The organism is Xenorhabdus bakwenae, assembly GCF_030272115.1.
GTDB classification, from domain to species: Bacteria; Pseudomonadota; Gammaproteobacteria; order Enterobacterales; family Enterobacteriaceae; genus Xenorhabdus; species Xenorhabdus bakwenae.
Genome location: NZ_CP119194.1, coordinates 995,898 through 1,013,334, shown reverse-complemented (window position 1 = coordinate 1,013,334; position 17,437 = coordinate 995,898). Strand labels below are relative to the sequence as shown.

Below are 17,437 nucleotides of genomic sequence, written 5' to 3'. Positions count from 1 at the left end.
ATCACCCCTTATTACGCAGAATAGATGTGAACGTATCGTAAATTGTTACAAACGTCCAAAAATAAAGAATAAAGGCAAAAATATTTTTAAAAATATCAAGATATTTACAATCAATCATGAATTCATATTGTTTCCCTTCACCAAACACTATCGGCCTGCATTCCATGGCAGAAGGCAAGGCTGGAAATAACCCCCCTTTCATAAAATTATCAATTAAGGAAGATTTATCCCCATTGCCGACCTGTGACATATATCCCGCTGATTCCTGAAATTCATCGCCAATTTGACCGCCGCCCTGAATTAATCCCGACACACTATCAATATGATTATTAAATGCCGCCATCAACGAAGACGACACAGATTCAAATTCCGAGGTTATACCCGACTTAATGCGTGATTCGTCATACTCTTCTGTCATGGCATTTTTATTCGCATCTGACATCCGTTCATAATCAAAACTATCCATCCCAAAACCACTTATCCCATTGCCACCCTGACCAGAGGAACCATTATCTTTATTACCAGAAGTAGTATTACCGCTGTTACCAGAAGAATGATGATCACCATTAGCAGAACCCGAAGAATCCTTATTCCTCCCGCCCAGGGCATTCATATTTGGCATCACTTGCAGGGTATAAACATTCGAAGATTCATGTGAAGACTGCGCGATAAGACGAGATTCATCACAGCGTGTTGTGGCGGTATCCTCATCATAAATACACACATTACTCGGATCGTAATTCGTGTAATGAGTCTTTATTTCATACTCATAATTAATAAAGTTGGGTTCCAAAGGGGAAACTTTCTTTTCATTAAGCCGATAATATATTTTTTGTTCATTAGTCTTTAACCGAACACGATGACCATAATCATCAGTACGATTAAACCACAAATCAACCGGAATATAATTCGATTTAATATCACTGAGTATACCGGATAGCGCAACAGCATCCGCATTATCCCCAAGAATATATCCATTTGCTCCCGCTTTAGTATAAATCGCATGTTTATCATCAATACTATCCGCAAGCTCCGCCCCAGAAGGTAAAACAACCGCAGCCGGATCGGGAACCGCCACAAATTTCCCCATCTCCAACGGAGTTAACCCCGCGTTCCCACCTGATACACCAGAAACGCCCCCATCACCCTTCGCCCCTGATTCATCAGCCCCATCACCGGAGCCTCCTTCTTTAACTGCGCCAACCGGTGTCCAATCCCCATGACAAGAAGAAGCATCCTCGCCATTACAAACAGAAATACCAGAAAGAGAATACAGGCAGCCTTCAAAATTGGCATAACGGGTATACGAATAGTCAGCACCTTTTTCTTTCCAGACGTTCGTCATATTTCCCGTAAAAGCAGACCTAGCTTTACACTGTTCTGCCGTTAAATCTGAAGAATAAGAAAAAAAAGGGACGATCAAGAGAGATAAAAAAATAAGCCGCATATAAACCCCCAGATCAAAAAAAGGGGCACAAGCCCCTTCGTTCCCTGAAGAAAAAAAACCATCAAGACGCACGATTGACAAATTTCTTGAACAATTTAATGCCGATAAGCGATCCAGTCACCCCAATCGCAAACGGCCAAGCATACGCGGAATACTCCAATGTCTGAGACACCATCTGGTCAAAGGCTGCTTTCGCTGCCGCACCCGGCGCTCCGGCCTCCGCGGCCAATGCTCCCACAGACACCGCCAACGAAGACACCGCCACAACTGATTTAACAATAAAAATTTTCACGTCGACACCTCAACTAACCGTTTAAAATACAAAATAGACTGGGCAAGACACCAACCCAACACAAACGCGCCAAAGAAATAAGACACCATTACCTTTGGCCTCCAGAAATCATGCCGAGCGCAAAACAAATAACAAGCCCGGCATTAAATGCCAAATTATAAATATCTGCTAAGTTATATTCATGGATAATAATTTATTCACCCTGTCATTAATCAAATTGTTATAACTTAATTTATTCCACTAAATCTAAAAACATTTCGACGTTATGACCCACTGAAGGCTGCCCTGTTTGTTTATCATGATATTTAAATGAGCGCTCGAAACCTGAAATACGGCAAACCAGTTCAGTGACTTCTGAATCAATACTGGCTAATTTTCTGCGCGACCGCACTTTAACCACAGGCGGTTTTGAATAAGGGTCTGGTGCTGGCAATATAATTGTTGTAAAAACATAACCGTCATTCGACGAATTAATACGGATAACTTTCCCACTGATAACAGTATGAAATAATGGTAATTCAGACATAATTTAAAATCCTATCTATTAAGCATTCGCTGCTAATTTAAAATCGTATACATTGCCTTGGCGTTCGAAGACGCTCACGGGTTCGACATACCAGTCAGGGCGCTGCTGCGCAAAATCAATATTAATGACTTTATAAAACGGAATGACGTTGGTTTTATCACCGGTTAAGTTTTGTAACTGTGATTTACTGATGCCGACATCGGTTAACAAAGCCAAATGACGCCAAAAAGTCACTCTGCTCATTGAACTGAGTACATTTGAATACCCTTCATTCACTAACCGACGATAAAAACCAAATACACGCTGGGCTTTGGAATATGACGTATTCCCTTTCGGGGTAATAGAAAAATAAGTTGATTTCAATAAATTAAAAATATGCTCATCATCATAAATATTCATTTCCACACCTCGCAGCGCCATCAATAAATCATGAAAACTTTTCATCCATAAATCATAAATTAGGCTCTTGCCATCCGCTTCGTACTGTTCCTGATATAGACACAAATCCGAAAATTTAACGGGAATATCATTGTCCCGTAAAAACCGCTTTTTTAACCGCCCTTCCAGCCGCAACAGGTTATTTGAAAATTCAATTAACCGTTTATCATTTAACACTGCCATCTGATATTGCAATGCCGCATCGGTCGGATTTTTACGCAACTTCCGCTGGATCTCTTCCGTGCGTTTCGCTACCTCAGACGCCTTATAATAAATACACAGTTCACGGTGTTTTGACCCACGATTAAAATACACCGTCGATTCATGGTCATTCGCTTTAGTCGCTTTTGTCTGACCATGACTGATATTTTTCAGGTAAGAAATGACCTGTTTACAAATAGTTTCAGACGGTAATCTCGCTGAACAGGTGGTATGAATTTCTGACACTTCGGTATTATCAACATCCAATAAATCATACAGTTCAGGTTGTGACGCCGCCAGATTAGCCAGTAATTCAACACCACATAACGCGATATCTGTCGAACCAAAAACATTATGCCCCTGCAATAATTTCGCCGGAGAGGCTTTCAGGTTAACGCGGGGAAAAATCAAATGTGTCCCCTGATACACTTTCATGCCCAAACTGGCAAAATGCGTGGGTAACGATTCAAAAGGATGGCTCAGTCCCTGAACGGACAAATCCCCTTTTATCTCAAATTCAACATCACGCGCAGAAAGACGCAAGCCCGACAGTTTCGCAATCTGTACCAAATCGATAGAGCCGCCCCCATGTTCAATATCACGAGAGGTCTTGATCACATACTCGTCCTTAAAAGGAATCTGTAACTCAAGAAGATCTATCATATACAAATCTCAATATTTACACCATGCACACATGATACACAGAAATTTCATATGATGTAAATACGCATGCGCTAAATATTCATGGAAAATACGATATGCTTAAAGGTCAAAAACTGGAGATTTTAAAATGACGACTAAACGCGCAGATACCACCGTAAGAATCAACGAAGACAGAAAATTAGAGTTAAAGAGAAAGATTCTGGAAATCGGTAATAAAACAGGCGAACTGCTAAAGCAGTCCGAACTGGTCAGCTATCTGATAGATAATTATCTCGATGATGCTGTAAAAGACATCATCGCTAAAAAAGCGGCACGGAAAAGCTAAAGATTAATCTGACATTGTCAATAAACATACTAATAGCAGTCAAAAATCTCTAGTCACGTTTCAAATTGAAACAAGAGTACATAATTAAAGAGTCATGTACTCTTTAATGGGCAAAATTTGCACAGCAATTGATTTTCTAATACCCCAAAAAGGACAGTCAATGTTAAACATCCCTATCGCACTGTGTATTTACACAGATACTACACAAACAAGATATGACGTAGATACCGGATTCAAAGCAAATGAAGCATATGAAATACTAAAAACCGCTTACATTGTTGGAATGCGGAACAAGAAGAAAAAATTAATTGCAGCAGGAATATTCATATCAAGCATAGAAGACAAAACAGATCCAAAACTATCTGATGTTGCCCTTATGATGTTTGAGAAACATAAGCCAACTGAAAAAATAATAAAAGAAATGCGTTCCATGCCAATAAGCAGACTGAGGTTCAATTTAGCAAATGGCACTGTCCAGCAAGCATTTTCCGAAAGAGAAATAGATATATTATTTACTGAATTCTATATGAAAAATAGTATTGGAGGCACAGCCTAATTTAACTGGATCGCCTAATCCACTCTATGTTAAAGACGAACCTCGCTTATTTCGGCTATCGCTATTTTGCCGAAATAAGCGAGAACCCTTTTGTAACATAGCGTCATACATTATGCGAACCTAAGATGCTATTCATGTTGTTACGTGAAAATCGTCACGTAATTATGCCTACCCATCATGTTCAGCGCCGCGTTCCTGACCCTCAACGAAGTCCGGTCACCAAAAGCAATTCATCACTTCGCCTCTATACTGAAAAAAAAATTGTCCCGTGCCAGCCGAACCGTTCTTTTGTCTCCGACCGTCCGGCTTTCGGGGTGCGGACAGCCCGCTAAAAGACGGCTTAGCAGGAAGTGGATAGTCAGTGCTCCCCAATCAGTCCCCCCGTTTTATCGGCGAATTGACAACAGTGTCCCCAGTAATTTCAGATGAGCCGCCTTACATGCCCTAACGGGCATAAACCAAACAGGGGTAACAAATCGCAGTTTAAAATCTAGACGCTGGAACAGAGATCTTAATAACGCTTTCAAAATGGTTCATTCGGAAGTTGAGTTTTTAGAACAGCATTCATCACTAACACTCCGAAAGTAAAGCTCTAAATCTTGTTTAGCCTCTCCATACGCTTTAATAAACGCAGGATTTTCTTCTCTCTTTTTCAATTCCAGCTTTTCACGGAAAGTCATTATTTTCTTCATTTACATTACCTTTTCGATAACAAATGATGATTTATTCTCTTTGATTTTACTGCATTGAAAGCGGCGATTTGTCATCCCTGACACCTCTTTACATCATAAAGATAACGTAAATACAGACGAAACTAACAACGTTCAATAAAACCATACAAACGGCTTATTATGAACCGGAAACGGCATACCATCAGGATCGCTTCCATTTAGTACCTTAGACAGAAGCTGTTTTACTTCCCGCCGTTCTGGTCTGGTCATCATTAAATTACGATACCAAGATGGGGCTTTACTAAGCCATTTCTTACAACTGGGAAAACGCTTTCCTATCCGACGATAAGACTTTAATCTTCCGTTTGGAAGACGATCACGACTCTGATTTTTCACAGACATAAAAATATTCTCTAAGTAATGAATTACTTAGAAAATATCAAGTTGCTCATATCCTATAATTTGTTGCATATATTTTTACCAAAAATATCCAATGCCCTGTTTTATTCCAGATTATAGCCAATATAACATCAGATAACTTTTACCTGTAGTATTGAAAGAACACTGTTCGTTTGTTCGACTACGTGAAAAAATAACATAATCACGTTATTCATCCAATAACTTCGGGCGCGTTCGTCACGGGAAAAAACATCAACGGTCATTCAGCCTAAAAATGGGCGTTATCGATAAAGCATTAACCCGCGTCACAGACTGCGTCTATAACGCGGGCCAATGCTTTATCTTAATCATTCTATCAAAGAGATCGCAAAACCCGTGCATGAATCATCACGTAAAGCGCACGCTTCTGCGAATCATCAGATTCAGAACTGAATAACCACCCGATCAACGGAATGCGGGACATAAACGGCACAAAGCTGTCTTCATTTGAAGCACGGTCGTCAATAAGACCCCCTAATAACAACGTCTGCCCACTCTCAAGATGCACCGTCGTCTCAATCTGGCGCTGGTTCGTAATAATGTCACTGGCTCCGGTTAAGCTGCTGATACTGTCTGCACTGACATTGATATTCATAATCACCCTGTCAGAAGCCGTCACAATGGGCGTCACTGCCAAAGACACGCCCACATTATGTCGCTCAATCGTCTGGAACGGATTATTCACACTGGCGGCCTCTCCCGTGACTTTCCCTGTCACAAAGGGCACGTTCTGCCCCACTGAGATATACCCCCGCTGACCGGACATCGTCAGAATACGCGGCACGGAAAGCACAGACGAAGAACTGTCTTTCTGAACGGCCTTAAGCGACAGCCCCAACACATTCCCGTTAAATACCCCAAATGATCCTCCCGCTGCTGCCAGAACGGACGCCAGTCTGTCTGTATTCACACCCCCTGCTACCGTTCCGGTCTGAGAGCCAGCGGAAAAACTGAAATCAAACGCTTTCCCTTCCGTGGTTTCAAACATCAAGCCCTCTATCAACACCTGATCACGCGGTACATCAATATCAGGCAAAACGGTTTTTAGCTGCTCATGTTGTGTTTCAGGTGCTGTCACGACCAATATATTTGCCCCATCGAACGGAAACGCTTTAACGCCCGCTACCCGCCCCGACTTCAAATAAATGTCAATCACCGGGGCTAAATCTTTCGCCCTCACATGATTAATCTTATAAGTCCGCGTGACCAAATCAACCGCTGCATCAGCCCCCCCAGACAAAACAGGGAAAGCCTCACGGTAAAAACCCTCCGATTCGACTTGCTCAGGAACGGGCTGATACTTACCCACAATAGCCGGCTCACCAGGAAAAAAATCGTACCCATTAGCCCGCAATACAGAAACAAAGAAATCCGTGATGTTCTCTTTGGTGACATCCGCAGAATAAACGGTTATCTCACCTTTCACATCAGGCGTAATCACAATCGCTTGTGCCGCTTCCTTCGAATACCATGCCACAAAATCCCGCAATGAGGCATTATTTAATTCAACCTGTTCTGACCATGCAAAGCAAGAAAACGTGACCGAAAGAAAAAGCAATACATTAACAGCCAATTTTTTCATTTTGAGTTCCTTTCAAGATAACAACATGACACGCATCCATAAATTCAATGTCATAACCATTCTGAACTAATTCTTTAGACGTGATTTCATTTCCCTTTGCATCAGAAAAAATCATATTAATCTCAACTCCATAACGCGAAGAAGATGTAATTTTAAATTTATCCAATGGAAATTTTTTATTTTCTTTAACCTCCAAAGCAGGAATATTACCAACAGAATTATCCTGAGAAATAAAATTAAAAATGACACTCATTAAAAAACCAATAATAAAAACAGCAATACGAGAAAATCGTTTGAAATAAATTTTTGTCAGACGCATATAAAAACTCAAATTACGCGGGCAAGCATAACGACCATGAGACAAATAAGGCGTTAAATAAGAATAAACACCTTGCTCATACGAATCAGAAAAAGCCTGTTTGGTATCATACGATGAATACAAATCACGCCCCGTGTATGTCCAGCGCTCAACCGTCATTGACTGGGGCGAATCCCCATATTTCACAATGCCAACATGAATTTTTGGCAAGGGCATTTTATCCCCTGTTATCAGGCTGTAAATCGCCCCGATAAACGGGATCGTTATCTTATCCAGCCGACGACAATAGACGACATGCTCAGCAAGGGCTAAACGCGCCTGCTTGTCCATAATCGAAAGATCCTGAATTAAGAAAATAATATCCCAGCCCAACTTACGGGCATGAAGAAACCAGTCTACTACTGATTGGCGCTGTTTGTCCGACCACGAACGCGAGTTAAACCACGTCCCACACTCATCCAGTACCAGTAACCCGTTTTTATTTTCATCATACGACTCATTACCCCGACCAATATACTCAAGGTCAACCAAAGACGGCTTATCAGGAATCCGTATCACACGCGGTGACTTAGCAAACCGCCCCACACGGGGCAGATTAAACACCCGTAAATCCAGATTCGTAGCCACCTTACACCCTGATACTATCTTGTCCTGAATCTTACCCACGGCAACCAGCGTTTTCCCTGAGCCTAATTTTCCGGTAACAACATAAACCGCCATTATGATTTATTCCAATCAAGGTAAGAAATAACGCGATCTTTCACATCAAAAATAAACACTGCTGCTTTTAAAGAAAAAATCGCATATAAACACGGCATCGCATTAGCAGGCAAAACAGAAGAAATTGCCCCACTAATCTCAGGCGGCAATACGGCAACCAAATTAGACAAATAAGAAACCAATAAACTATTCAGGCCAACCAGTAATCCCAAAAAAAGGCCAATCGCCAACGCAATACGGGCAATACCCAACGTAAAATACTTGACTAAATAACCGATTAAAAAAGACAGCAGCCAGCCTAAAAAGCGAATTAAGACGGGTATCCCCAGTAACGCAGGCATGATCACCCCTTATTACGCAGAATAGATGTGAACGTATCGTAAATTGTTACAAACGTCCAAAAATAAAGAATAAAGGCAAAAATATTTTTAAAAATATCAAGATATTTACAATCAATCATGAATTCATATTGTTTCCCTTCACCAAACACTATCGGCCTGCATTCCATGGCAGAAGGCAAGGCTGGAAATAACCCCCCTTTCATAAAATTATCAATTAAGGAAGATTTATCCCCATTGCCGACCTGTGACATATATCCCGCTGATTCCTGAAATTCATCGCCAATTTGACCGCCGCCCTGAATTAATCCCGACACACTATCAATATGATTATTAAATGCCGCCATCAACGAAGACGACACAGATTCAAATTCCGAGGTTATACCCGACTTAATGCGTGATTCGTCATACTCTTCTGTCATGGCATTTTTATTCGCATCTGACATCCGTTCATAATCAAAACTATCCATCCCAAAACCACTTATCCCATTGCCACCCTGACCAGAGGAACCATTATCTTTATTACCAGAAGTAGTATTACCGCTGTTACCAGAAGAATGATGATCACCATTAGCAGAACCCGAAGAATCCTTATTCCTCCCGCCCAGGGCATTCATATTTGGCATCACTTGCAGGGTATAAACATTCGAAGATTCATGTGAAGACTGCGCGATAAGACGAGATTCATCACAGCGTGTTGTGGCGGTATCCTCATCATAAATACACACATTACTCGGATCGTAATTCGTGTAATGAGTCTTTATTTCATACTCATAATTAATAAAGTTGGGTTCCAAAGGGGAAACTTTCTTTTCATTAAGCCGATAATATATTTTTTGTTCATTAGTCTTTAACCGAACACGATGACCATAATCATCAGTACGATTAAACCACAAATCAACCGGAATATAATTCGATTTAATATCACTGAGTATACCGGATAGCGCAACAGCATCCGCATTATCCCCAAGAATATATCCATTTGCTCCCGCTTTAGTATAAATCGCATGTTTATCATCAATACTATCCGCAAGCTCCGCCCCAGAAGGTAAAACAACCGCAGCCGGATCGGGAACCGCCACAAATTTCCCCATCTCCAACGGAGTTAACCCCGCGTTCCCACCTGATACACCAGAAACGCCCCCATCACCCTTCGCCCCTGATTCATCAGCCCCATCACCGGAGCCTCCTTCTTTAACTGCGCCAACCGGTGTCCAATCCCCATGACAAGAAGAAGCATCCTCGCCATTACAAACAGAAATACCAGAAAGAGAATACAGGCAGCCTTCAAAATTGGCATAACGGGTATACGAATAGTCAGCACCTTTTTCTTTCCAGACGTTCGTCATATTTCCCGTAAAAGCAGACCTAGCTTTACACTGTTCTGCCGTTAAATCTGAAGAATAAGAAAAAAAAGGGACGATCAAGAGAGATAAAAAAATAAGCCGCATATAAACCCCCAGATCAAAAAAAGGGGCACAAGCCCCTTCGTTCCCTGAAGAAAAAAAACCATCAAGACGCACGATTGACAAATTTCTTGAACAATTTAATGCCGATAAGCGATCCAGTCACCCCAATCGCAAACGGCCAAGCATACGCGGAATACTCCAATGTCTGAGACACCATCTGGTCAAAGGCTGCTTTCGCTGCCGCACCCGGCGCTCCGGCCTCCGCGGCCAATGCTCCCACAGACACCGCCAACGAAGACACCGCCACAACTGATTTAACAATAAAAATTTTCACGTCGACACCTCAACTAACCGTTTAAAATACAAAATAGACTGGGCAAGACACCAACCCAACACAAACGCGCCAAAGAAATAAGACACCATTACCTTTGGCCTCCAGAAATCATGCCGAGCGCAAAACAAATAACAAGCCCGGCATTAAATGCCAAATTATAAATATCTGCTAAGTTATATTCATGGATAATAATTTATTCACCCTGTCATTAATCAAATTGTTATAACTTAATTTATTCCACTAAATCTAAAAACATTTCGACGTTATGACCCACTGAAGGCTGCCCTGTTTGTTTATCATGATATTTAAATGAGCGCTCGAAACCTGAAATACGGCAAACCAGTTCAGTGACTTCTGAATCAATACTGGCTAATTTTCTGCGCGACCGCACTTTAACCACAGGCGGTTTTGAATAAGGGTCTGGTGCTGGCAATATAATTGTTGTAAAAACATAACCGTCATTCGACGAATTAATACGGATAACTTTCCCACTGATAACAGTATGAAATAATGGTAATTCAGACATAATTTAAAATCCTATCTATTAAGCATTCGCTGCTAATTTAAAATCGTATACATTGCCTTGGCGTTCGAAGACGCTCACGGGTTCGACATACCAGTCAGGGCGCTGCTGCGCAAAATCAATATTAATGACTTTATAAAACGGAATGACGTTGGTTTTATCACCGGTTAAGTTTTGTAACTGTGATTTACTGATGCCGACATCGGTTAACAAAGCCAAATGACGCCAAAAAGTCACTCTGCTCATTGAACTGAGTACATTTGAATACCCTTCATTCACTAACCGACGATAAAAACCAAATACACGCTGGGCTTTGGAATATGACGTATTCCCTTTCGGGGTAATAGAAAAATAAGTTGATTTCAATAAATTAAAAATATGCTCATCATCATAAATATTCATTTCCACACCTCGCAGCGCCATCAATAAATCATGAAAACTTTTCATCCATAAATCATAAATTAGGCTCTTGCCATCCGCTTCGTACTGTTCCTGATATAGACACAAATCCGAAAATTTAACGGGAATATCATTGTCCCGTAAAAACCGCTTTTTTAACCGCCCTTCCAGCCGCAACAGGTTATTTGAAAATTCAATTAACCGTTTATCATTTAACACTGCCATCTGATATTGCAATGCCGCATCGGTCGGATTTTTACGCAACTTCCGCTGGATCTCTTCCGTGCGTTTCGCTACCTCAGACGCCTTATAATAAATACACAGTTCACGGTGTTTTGACCCACGATTAAAATACACCGTCGATTCATGGTCATTCGCTTTAGTCGCTTTTGTCTGACCATGACTGATATTTTTCAGGTAAGAAATGACCTGTTTACAAATAGTTTCAGACGGTAATCTCGCTGAACAGGTGGTATGAATTTCTGACACTTCGGTATTATCAACATCCAATAAATCATACAGTTCAGGTTGTGACGCCGCCAGATTAGCCAGTAATTCAACACCACATAACGCGATATCTGTCGAACCAAAAACATTATGCCCCTGCAATAATTTCGCCGGAGAGGCTTTCAGGTTAACGCGGGGAAAAATCAAATGTGTCCCCTGATACACTTTCATGCCCAAACTGGCAAAATGCGTGGGTAACGATTCAAAAGGATGGCTCAGTCCCTGAACGGACAAATCCCCTTTTATCTCAAATTCAACATCACGCGCAGAAAGACGCAAGCCCGACAGTTTCGCAATCTGTACCAAATCGATAGAGCCGCCCCCATGTTCAATATCACGAGAGGTCTTGATCACATACTCGTCCTTAAAAGGAATCTGTAACTCAAGAAGATCTATCATATACAAATCTCAATATTTACACCATGCACACATGATACACAGAAATTTCATATGATGTAAATACGCATGCGCTAAATATTCATGGAAAATACGATATGCTTAAAGGTCAAAAACTGGAGATTTTAAAATGACGACTAAACGCGCAGATACCACCGTAAGAATCAACGAAGACAGAAAATTAGAGTTAAAGAGAAAGATTCTGGAAATCGGTAATAAAACAGGCGAACTGCTAAAGCAGTCCGAACTGGTCAGCTATCTGATAGATAATTATCTCGATGATGCTGTAAAAGACATCATCGCTAAAAAAGCGGCACGGAAAAGCTAAAGATTAATCTGACATTGTCAATAAACATACTAATAGCAGTCAAAAATCTCTAGTCACGTTTCAAATTGAAACAAGAGTACATAATTAAAGAGTCATGTACTCTTTAATGGGCAAAATTTGCACAGCAATTGATTTTCTAATACCCCAAAAAGGACAGTCAATGTTAAACATCCCTATCGCACTGTGTATTTACACAGATACTACACAAACAAGATATGACGTAGATACCGGATTCAAAGCAAATGAAGCATATGAAATACTAAAAACCGCTTACATTGTTGGAATGCGGAACAAGAAGAAAAAATTAATTGCAGCAGGAATATTCATATCAAGCATAGAAGACAAAACAGATCCAAAACTATCTGATGTTGCCCTTATGATGTTTGAGAAACATAAGCCAACTGAAAAAATAATAAAAGAAATGCGTTCCATGCCAATAAGCAGACTGAGGTTCAATTTAGCAAATGGCACTGTCCAGCAAGCATTTTCCGAAAGAGAAATAGATATATTATTTACTGAATTCTATATGAAAAATAGTATTGGAGGCACAGCCTAATTTAACTGGATCGCCTAATCCACTCTATGTTAAAGACGAACCTCGCTTATTTCGGCTATCGCTATTTTGCCGAAATAAGCGAGAACCCTTTTGTAACATAGCGTCATACATTATGCGAACCAGCGTTGTAGCACCAATATAGTAATGTCACTTTTTGCTGCAAGAAGGACATTCGCCTTTTTTTGATATTCACTTTGGCTCGTGGTTTAAAAAATAATGAAAGACAGGCTGTAAAATGAACTTTTCCCCAGGAGGCACTAGCGTTTTTCTCCGGCCTCCTGGCTAATGGAAATCACCACTCAGAACGAAACTATATCTGCTGGATTAAGTGTGCTTATTATCCCAATGGCACCTTTTATCAATGGAATAGCCATCGGAGAGAGATAGGAACCTAGCGGGATCCTCATGTGATCAATGCAGGTAAGCATAGTAAAATCCTGGTTGCGTCCGGTGAGGTCGTCGCTGATGGCTTTGCCAATGCGTACCGTCTGCGCCACGCCATGTCCGCTCCAGCCATGCACCATATACACAGGGATGTTGGCACCGCTTTTGCGGGCATCGGTAGCACCGTTCAGGGTTAGATCGCTGATCCCACCCCAAGAATATTCCAGTTCTGGTTTTTCCAGATGCGGGAATACGGTTCTGATACGATCAAGCAAGTAGTTGTTTACATCACGCGGTGACCAGGAGTTGCCGGTGCCCTGTCCACCGAATAGCAGACGGTTGTCACGCACCGCACGATAATAGTCTATCTGTAACTGTGTATCGTAGACCGGCAGACCTGACGGAATAAGCTCTTTGATATCCACTGACAACGGCGAAGTTACTGCCACATAGGTGAAAAAAGGTACTGTAGTAGACGGGCCTGAGATAAACTCATCGGTGGAGCCATGTACCCCCAGAACCACTGCTTTACTCGCTCTGATAATTCCCCGCTCAGTTTCTATAACCGTGCTGCTGGCATCCTGTCTAATCCCTTTCACTTTTGTACCGTCATAGACTCGTCCCCCCAGTCTGACAAAGCCATAAACCAGTCCTCGCAGCAGCGCCAGAGGCTGAACCTGTCCGCCTATACTATCGACATTGGCACCGTGATAGATATTTGAACGCACATACTCTTCCTGCAATTCATGTGGCCCAATAACCTTCACGGCCCTATCTCCCAGTCGGCGTCGGGCATCGACGTTAGCAACCAATGATCCCATATGACCTGGATGTATCGCAGCGGTAATATGACCATATTTGCGGTCACATTCAAAACCGTAACGTTCTCGAAGTTCATCCACAAGATTCATTGCTTCAATCGATGCAAAACGCCATAAGCGTTTGGCTTCATCAGGTGAAAATTTTTCCAGTATGGTTTCAGCTTCCCAGCGGGCAATTCCGGGAGTCAACTGTCCCCCATTACGGCCAGAGGCTCCCGAACCAATGTGGTCCTTTTCAACCAGAATCACATCCACGCCCGCTTCAGCAAGATGCAGCGCAGTGGAAGATCCTAGCAATCCGCCGCCAATAACAACAACCTCACAGCGCTGATCTCTGGAAAAACTCCCAAACGCTGGCCAATCAGCCAGAGAGGCCTCATAGTAGTTGGCGGGCATGGTGTTAGTAGTCATCATGTCTCTGTGCCAGTTCCAGATGCGCGGATCCAAGCCCAACCGGCTGGTTCTGTACTGTGCATCCTGCAACAGCGTCGGCCGGAGGTTAATATTGATGGCCGGGGAATCAACCGCAGTTAGGGCCTGAGCGAGCAGAGATGTAGAGGGATGTATGGATGAAAGTACTCCCACCCCTGCAAAAGTTGCGGCAGTAGAGATAAAATCTCTTCTGTTCATTGCCATTTCAGCACTCCTTTATGATCGGGAATTATCCGTTAACCTGGCCTGGGGTATTTCCCTGTGAGTGAATCGACTCTTTGAATCATATTTATTGCTGTTCGCCTGTCCTTTCAGAGCGGCGAGAATCAGCAAAAGAACAGTGCCGACAAAGGGAACCAGATGTAACAGTAGCCACCAGGCGCTACAATTAATATCGTGCAGACGGCGGGCATTTACCGCCAATGCTGGCAAAAATGTGATCAGTAAATAAATAGCACTAAACCACCCCATATAAATTTCGGGGTTGGCAACAGCAAACAGTCTTTCCAGAAAAGAAATGCTGAGAACAGCAAGGAGCTGAAACAGAACAAAATACCAGAACTCCTTACGCGGAGCCCGTCCCTTGAAACAGGCATAATTCTTTAATACATTTAAATACCAGTGCATTGTTGCCCTCTCTTATGAACCCGTACAGGCTCTTCCCGGCCGCCATGTGTATATTTCTCCTTAGTTGTCTCCGGTTAAGCGGCAGAGATAGCCCCGTGTTACTTTTCTTCTTTACAGTTCAGATCGAGCAGCACAGATTTCAGAACGTTGAGCGCCTCGTCAAAAACATCATCTTGTATGGTCAGCGGTGGAAGGAAACGAATTACATTGCCATGTACACCACACGTCAACAAAATCAGGCCCCGCGCTAGCGCTTTCTGGCGCACTGCGGTGGTAAAATCGGCATCAGGTTCCTGACTGTCCACTCGATTAAACTCTACCGCAATCATCAGCCCAAGCCCACGCACATCAGCGATCTGTGGGACATACGGCCGTAGTTTATGCAGACATTGTTTTAGCCTCTCTCCCAGCTGCGCTGCACGCTCGGCCAGTTTTTCTTCTTCGATCACATCCAGCACCGCATGACCAGCTGCAATCGCCACAGGGTTACCTCCATAGGTTCCCCCCAATCCTCCTGGCACTACAGCGTCCATCAACTCTGATCGCCCCGTTACCGCCGCCAGCGGAAATCCCCCCGCCAGACCTTTTGCCATTGTGGTCAGATCGGCCGCAACGTCATGATGTTCCAGGGCAAACAGTTTACCCGTGCGCGCGAAACCGGTCTGAATCTCATCGGCAATGAGTACAATGCCGTAGCGATCAGCAATTTCACGTAGGGATTTAAGCAATTCGGGAGGCGCAGGATAGAAACCACCTTCTCCCTGAACTGGCTCAATGATAATGGCAGCGACGCGCGTGGGTTCAATATCGGTTTTGAAGAGATTCTCCAGCGCGTTCAGTGTCTGTTCGACGCTGATACCGTGTAGCTCTACCGGAAATGGGATACGGTAAACATCGCTAACCAGCGGGCCAAACCCTATTTTGTACGGTGCAACTTTGCCGGTTAATGACATACCGAGGAAGGTACGGCCATGAAAAGCACCGCTGAAAGCCACCACACCGCTGCGTCCGGTAGCGGCACGCGCGATCTTCACGGCATTTTCTACTGCCTCAGCCCCGGTGGTAACAAAGACAGTCTTTTTCACAAAATTACCCGGCACCAGACGATTCAACCGTTCGGCTAACGCTACATAATTTTCATAAGGCACGACTTGATGACAAGTATGAGTAAACCGTTCCAACTGTTTTTTGGCGGCGGCAATGACGCGCGGATGACGATGACCGGTATTCACCACAGCGATACCAGCGGCAAAATCAATATAACGTTGCCCTTGAGCATCCCAGATTTCAGCATTTTCCGCACGTTCAGCATAGATTTGTGTGGTCACGCCTACGCCTCTTGCGATAGCCGCCCTACGCCTTTTAGATAACGTAGATTCAGTCATAAGCAAAAACTCCTGTGTAATCTTAATAAGTGGGTTTCAGCAAACAAACGCCCTGTGTGATTCAGTGTGTGATGACGGTAGGATCACCAGGCGCAGAGAAGGTATTTCACTATTGTCCGATCGGTTAACATCCAGGCTCTTCAATAGCGAACCTGACCGTACTCCAGGCACAGTTGAAGTCACGACACGCGCATCGCCATTAATAATTAATGCTGGCTTACCGATGGCCCCCAGAACCGGCAGCAGTAACCGATCCAGTGTCGAGACCAGAATATCCACTGCCGCAACACCAGCAAACTCCTCACCGATAAGCACCGGATGGGCTATCGTAATCGTGTAGGCACCATTGCAGATATAATCTACATAGGGTCCGTCGATGATGGGAAGGTGACGGCTGGCCGGCTGCCGGAACCACTCGAATAATCGGAAATCCAGACGCCTGCGTTGTTCTTGATTATGTTCCAGTGGCGCATACTGAATGGTATTCCCTTCCTGACGCCACCATTCCAGCGTCCAGTAACCGTTATCCTCCCTCCCCGTCTTCTGTATCGCATAACTGGCAAATCCCGCCCCATTACACCAAACGTGATTACGCCGTAGTACATCTTGGATATGTTTTTGCAATGCGTCGCGCTGCTCTTGCTCCAGACGAACACCTTTCGTTCGATATAACGGCAGCTCTAATAAAATACGCGCTGTCTTATCCGCTAAAGTTGTAGTAGCCCGCTGCGCGGCGATCAAGATATCATCCAGGATATCCCTGGCTTGTTCTACGTATATGTCGTTGTACATATGTCCCCCTTTTCCAGGGATGAATACA

22 protein-coding genes are annotated in these 17,437 nt (G+C 43.1%); 4 read left to right on the top strand and 18 right to left on the bottom strand.

Annotated features, from left to right (window positions below; all coding sequences use genetic code 11):
* Window position 1: 1 nt before the first annotated feature.
* From PXH59_RS05695 to PXH59_RS05675, 5 genes are all read right to left on the bottom strand, one after another.
* Window positions 2–1,447: a hypothetical protein gene (locus tag PXH59_RS05695; protein ID WP_285810739.1), complete on the bottom strand. Its 1,446-nt coding sequence runs from the start codon at window positions 1,445–1,447 to the stop codon at window positions 2–4.
* Between the two features lie 61 nt (window positions 1,448–1,508).
* The gene (locus PXH59_RS05690; protein WP_434223362.1) at window positions 1,509–1,712 is read right to left on the bottom strand and encodes a major coat protein; all 204 of its coding nucleotides are present in this window, start codon (window positions 1,710–1,712) and stop codon (window positions 1,509–1,511) included.
* A 115-nt stretch (window positions 1,713–1,827) separates the two neighbouring features.
* Window positions 1,828–1,902: a tail virion protein G7P-2 gene (locus tag PXH59_RS05685; RefSeq protein ID WP_434223361.1), complete on the bottom strand. Its 75-nt coding sequence runs from the start codon at window positions 1,900–1,902 to the stop codon at window positions 1,828–1,830.
* A gap of 69 nt (window positions 1,903–1,971) precedes the next feature.
* Window positions 1,972–2,265 carry a DNA-binding protein G5P gene (locus PXH59_RS05680; RefSeq protein WP_285810735.1) on the bottom strand — a complete coding sequence of 98 codons (294 nt, stop codon included), beginning with the start codon at window positions 2,263–2,265 and terminating at the stop codon, window positions 1,972–1,974.
* A gap of 18 nt (window positions 2,266–2,283) precedes the next feature.
* Window positions 2,284–3,567 carry a phage/plasmid replication protein, II/X family gene (locus PXH59_RS05675; RefSeq protein WP_285810732.1) on the bottom strand — a complete coding sequence of 428 codons (1,284 nt, stop codon included), beginning with the start codon at window positions 3,565–3,567 and terminating at the stop codon, window positions 2,284–2,286.
* Window positions 3,568–3,694: 127 nt separating this feature from the next.
* On the opposite strand from PXH59_RS05675, the gene PXH59_RS05670 reads away from it, so the two are divergent.
* Both PXH59_RS05670 and PXH59_RS05665 read left to right on the top strand, forming a co-directional pair.
* The gene (locus tag PXH59_RS05670) at window positions 3,695–3,892 is read left to right on the top strand and encodes a hypothetical protein (RefSeq protein ID WP_285810731.1); all 198 of its coding nucleotides are present in this window, start codon (window positions 3,695–3,697) and stop codon (window positions 3,890–3,892) included.
* Between the two features lie 160 nt (window positions 3,893–4,052).
* Window positions 4,053–4,448, top strand: coding sequence for a negative control protein of sporulation (locus PXH59_RS05665; protein WP_285810729.1), 396 nt, complete (start codon window positions 4,053–4,055; stop codon window positions 4,446–4,448).
* 533 nt (window positions 4,449–4,981) lie between these two features.
* On the opposite strand, the gene PXH59_RS05660 is transcribed toward PXH59_RS05665, so the two are convergent.
* The 9 genes from PXH59_RS05660 to PXH59_RS05620 form a co-directional block, all read right to left on the bottom strand.
* A complete protein-coding gene (locus PXH59_RS05660) occupies window positions 4,982–5,140 on the bottom strand; it encodes a hypothetical protein (RefSeq protein WP_285810745.1) in 159 nt (52 codons plus the stop codon).
* Between the two features lie 733 nt (window positions 5,141–5,873).
* The gene (locus tag PXH59_RS05655; protein WP_285810744.1) at window positions 5,874–7,139 is read right to left on the bottom strand and encodes a secretin GspD/PilQ domain-containing protein; all 1,266 of its coding nucleotides are present in this window, start codon (window positions 7,137–7,139) and stop codon (window positions 5,874–5,876) included.
* On the bottom strand, window positions 7,120–8,178 hold the full coding sequence (locus PXH59_RS05650) for a zonular occludens toxin domain-containing protein (RefSeq protein WP_285810742.1): 1,059 nt from the start codon (window positions 8,176–8,178) through the stop codon (window positions 7,120–7,122). The genes PXH59_RS05655 and PXH59_RS05650 overlap by 20 nt, the downstream gene beginning before the upstream one ends.
* Window positions 8,178–8,519, bottom strand: coding sequence for a minor coat protein (locus tag PXH59_RS05645; protein WP_285810741.1), 342 nt, complete (start codon window positions 8,517–8,519; stop codon window positions 8,178–8,180). The genes PXH59_RS05650 and PXH59_RS05645 overlap by 1 nt, the downstream gene beginning before the upstream one ends.
* Window positions 8,520–8,521: 2 nt before the next feature.
* Complete coding sequence (locus PXH59_RS05640) at window positions 8,522–9,967, bottom strand: hypothetical protein (protein WP_285810739.1); 1,446 nt, start codon at window positions 9,965–9,967, stop codon at window positions 8,522–8,524.
* Window positions 9,968–10,028: 61 nt separating this feature from the next.
* Window positions 10,029–10,232 carry a major coat protein gene (locus PXH59_RS05635; protein ID WP_434223362.1) on the bottom strand — a complete coding sequence of 68 codons (204 nt, stop codon included), beginning with the start codon at window positions 10,230–10,232 and terminating at the stop codon, window positions 10,029–10,031.
* Window positions 10,233–10,347: 115 nt separating this feature from the next.
* The gene (locus PXH59_RS05630) at window positions 10,348–10,422 is read right to left on the bottom strand and encodes a tail virion protein G7P-2 (RefSeq protein ID WP_434223361.1); all 75 of its coding nucleotides are present in this window, start codon (window positions 10,420–10,422) and stop codon (window positions 10,348–10,350) included.
* Window positions 10,423–10,491: 69 nt separating this feature from the next.
* Entirely contained in the window at window positions 10,492–10,785 is a 294-nt protein-coding gene (locus PXH59_RS05625) for a DNA-binding protein G5P (RefSeq protein ID WP_285810735.1), read from the bottom strand.
* An 18-nt stretch (window positions 10,786–10,803) separates the two neighbouring features.
* Window positions 10,804–12,087 carry a phage/plasmid replication protein, II/X family gene (locus tag PXH59_RS05620; RefSeq protein WP_285810732.1) on the bottom strand — a complete coding sequence of 428 codons (1,284 nt, stop codon included), beginning with the start codon at window positions 12,085–12,087 and terminating at the stop codon, window positions 10,804–10,806.
* A gap of 127 nt (window positions 12,088–12,214) precedes the next feature.
* Here PXH59_RS05620 and PXH59_RS05615 point away from each other — a divergent pair, with 127 nt between their 5' ends.
* Window positions 12,215–12,412 carry a hypothetical protein gene (locus PXH59_RS05615; RefSeq protein ID WP_285810731.1) on the top strand — a complete coding sequence of 66 codons (198 nt, stop codon included), beginning with the start codon at window positions 12,215–12,217 and terminating at the stop codon, window positions 12,410–12,412.
* Between the two features lie 160 nt (window positions 12,413–12,572).
* Window positions 12,573–12,968 carry a negative control protein of sporulation gene (locus PXH59_RS05610; RefSeq protein ID WP_285810729.1) on the top strand — a complete coding sequence of 132 codons (396 nt, stop codon included), beginning with the start codon at window positions 12,573–12,575 and terminating at the stop codon, window positions 12,966–12,968.
* A gap of 299 nt (window positions 12,969–13,267) precedes the next feature.
* Here the strand turns inward: PXH59_RS05610 and PXH59_RS05605 are convergent, their stop codons facing one another.
* The 4 genes from PXH59_RS05605 to PXH59_RS05590 form a co-directional block, all read right to left on the bottom strand.
* Window positions 13,268–14,809, bottom strand: a complete 1,542-nt coding sequence (locus PXH59_RS05605; protein WP_285810727.1) for an NAD(P)/FAD-dependent oxidoreductase — start codon at window positions 14,807–14,809, stop codon at window positions 13,268–13,270.
* Between the two features lie 12 nt (window positions 14,810–14,821).
* The gene (locus PXH59_RS05600; protein ID WP_047769074.1) at window positions 14,822–15,232 is read right to left on the bottom strand and encodes a DUF805 domain-containing protein; all 411 of its coding nucleotides are present in this window, start codon (window positions 15,230–15,232) and stop codon (window positions 14,822–14,824) included.
* A 98-nt stretch (window positions 15,233–15,330) separates the two neighbouring features.
* Entirely contained in the window at window positions 15,331–16,617 is a 1,287-nt protein-coding gene (locus PXH59_RS05595; RefSeq protein WP_285810724.1) for a 4-aminobutyrate--2-oxoglutarate transaminase, read from the bottom strand.
* A gap of 36 nt (window positions 16,618–16,653) precedes the next feature.
* Window positions 16,654–17,409, bottom strand: a complete 756-nt coding sequence (locus PXH59_RS05590; RefSeq protein WP_285810723.1) for a cache domain-containing protein — start codon at window positions 17,407–17,409, stop codon at window positions 16,654–16,656.
* Between the last annotated feature and the right edge of the window lie 28 nt (window positions 17,410–17,437).

Excerpts from the sequence above, each read along its gene's own strand:
- PXH59_RS05695 (WP_285810739.1), bottom strand. The coding sequence starts at position 1,447 with ATGCGGCTTATTTTTTTATCTCTCTTGATCGTCCCTTTTTTTTCTTAT.
- PXH59_RS05680 (WP_285810735.1), bottom strand. The coding sequence starts at position 2,265 with ATGTCTGAATTACCATTATTTCATACTGTTATCAGTGGGAAAGTTATC.
- PXH59_RS05675 (WP_285810732.1), bottom strand. The coding sequence starts at position 3,567 with ATGATAGATCTTCTTGAGTTACAGATTCCTTTTAAGGACGAGTATGTG.
- PXH59_RS05670 (WP_285810731.1), top strand. The coding sequence starts at position 3,695 with ATGACGACTAAACGCGCAGATACCACCGTAAGAATCAACGAAGACAGA.
- PXH59_RS05665 (WP_285810729.1), top strand. The coding sequence starts at position 4,053 with ATGTTAAACATCCCTATCGCACTGTGTATTTACACAGATACTACACAA.
- PXH59_RS05660 (WP_285810745.1), bottom strand. The coding sequence starts at position 5,140 with ATGAAGAAAATAATGACTTTCCGTGAAAAGCTGGAATTGAAAAAGAGA.
- PXH59_RS05655 (WP_285810744.1), bottom strand. The coding sequence starts at position 7,139 with ATGAAAAAATTGGCTGTTAATGTATTGCTTTTTCTTTCGGTCACGTTT.
- PXH59_RS05650 (WP_285810742.1), bottom strand. The coding sequence starts at position 8,178 with ATGGCGGTTTATGTTGTTACCGGAAAATTAGGCTCAGGGAAAACGCTG.
- PXH59_RS05645 (WP_285810741.1), bottom strand. The coding sequence starts at position 8,519 with ATGCCTGCGTTACTGGGGATACCCGTCTTAATTCGCTTTTTAGGCTGG.
- PXH59_RS05640 (WP_285810739.1), bottom strand. The coding sequence starts at position 9,967 with ATGCGGCTTATTTTTTTATCTCTCTTGATCGTCCCTTTTTTTTCTTAT.
- PXH59_RS05625 (WP_285810735.1), bottom strand. The coding sequence starts at position 10,785 with ATGTCTGAATTACCATTATTTCATACTGTTATCAGTGGGAAAGTTATC.
- PXH59_RS05620 (WP_285810732.1), bottom strand. The coding sequence starts at position 12,087 with ATGATAGATCTTCTTGAGTTACAGATTCCTTTTAAGGACGAGTATGTG.
- PXH59_RS05615 (WP_285810731.1), top strand. The coding sequence starts at position 12,215 with ATGACGACTAAACGCGCAGATACCACCGTAAGAATCAACGAAGACAGA.
- PXH59_RS05610 (WP_285810729.1), top strand. The coding sequence starts at position 12,573 with ATGTTAAACATCCCTATCGCACTGTGTATTTACACAGATACTACACAA.
- PXH59_RS05605 (WP_285810727.1), bottom strand. The coding sequence starts at position 14,809 with ATGGCAATGAACAGAAGAGATTTTATCTCTACTGCCGCAACTTTTGCA.
- PXH59_RS05600 (WP_047769074.1), bottom strand. The coding sequence starts at position 15,232 with ATGCACTGGTATTTAAATGTATTAAAGAATTATGCCTGTTTCAAGGGA.
- PXH59_RS05595 (WP_285810724.1), bottom strand. The coding sequence starts at position 16,617 with ATGACTGAATCTACGTTATCTAAAAGGCGTAGGGCGGCTATCGCAAGA.
- PXH59_RS05590 (WP_285810723.1), bottom strand. The coding sequence starts at position 17,409 with ATGTACAACGACATATACGTAGAACAAGCCAGGGATATCCTGGATGAT.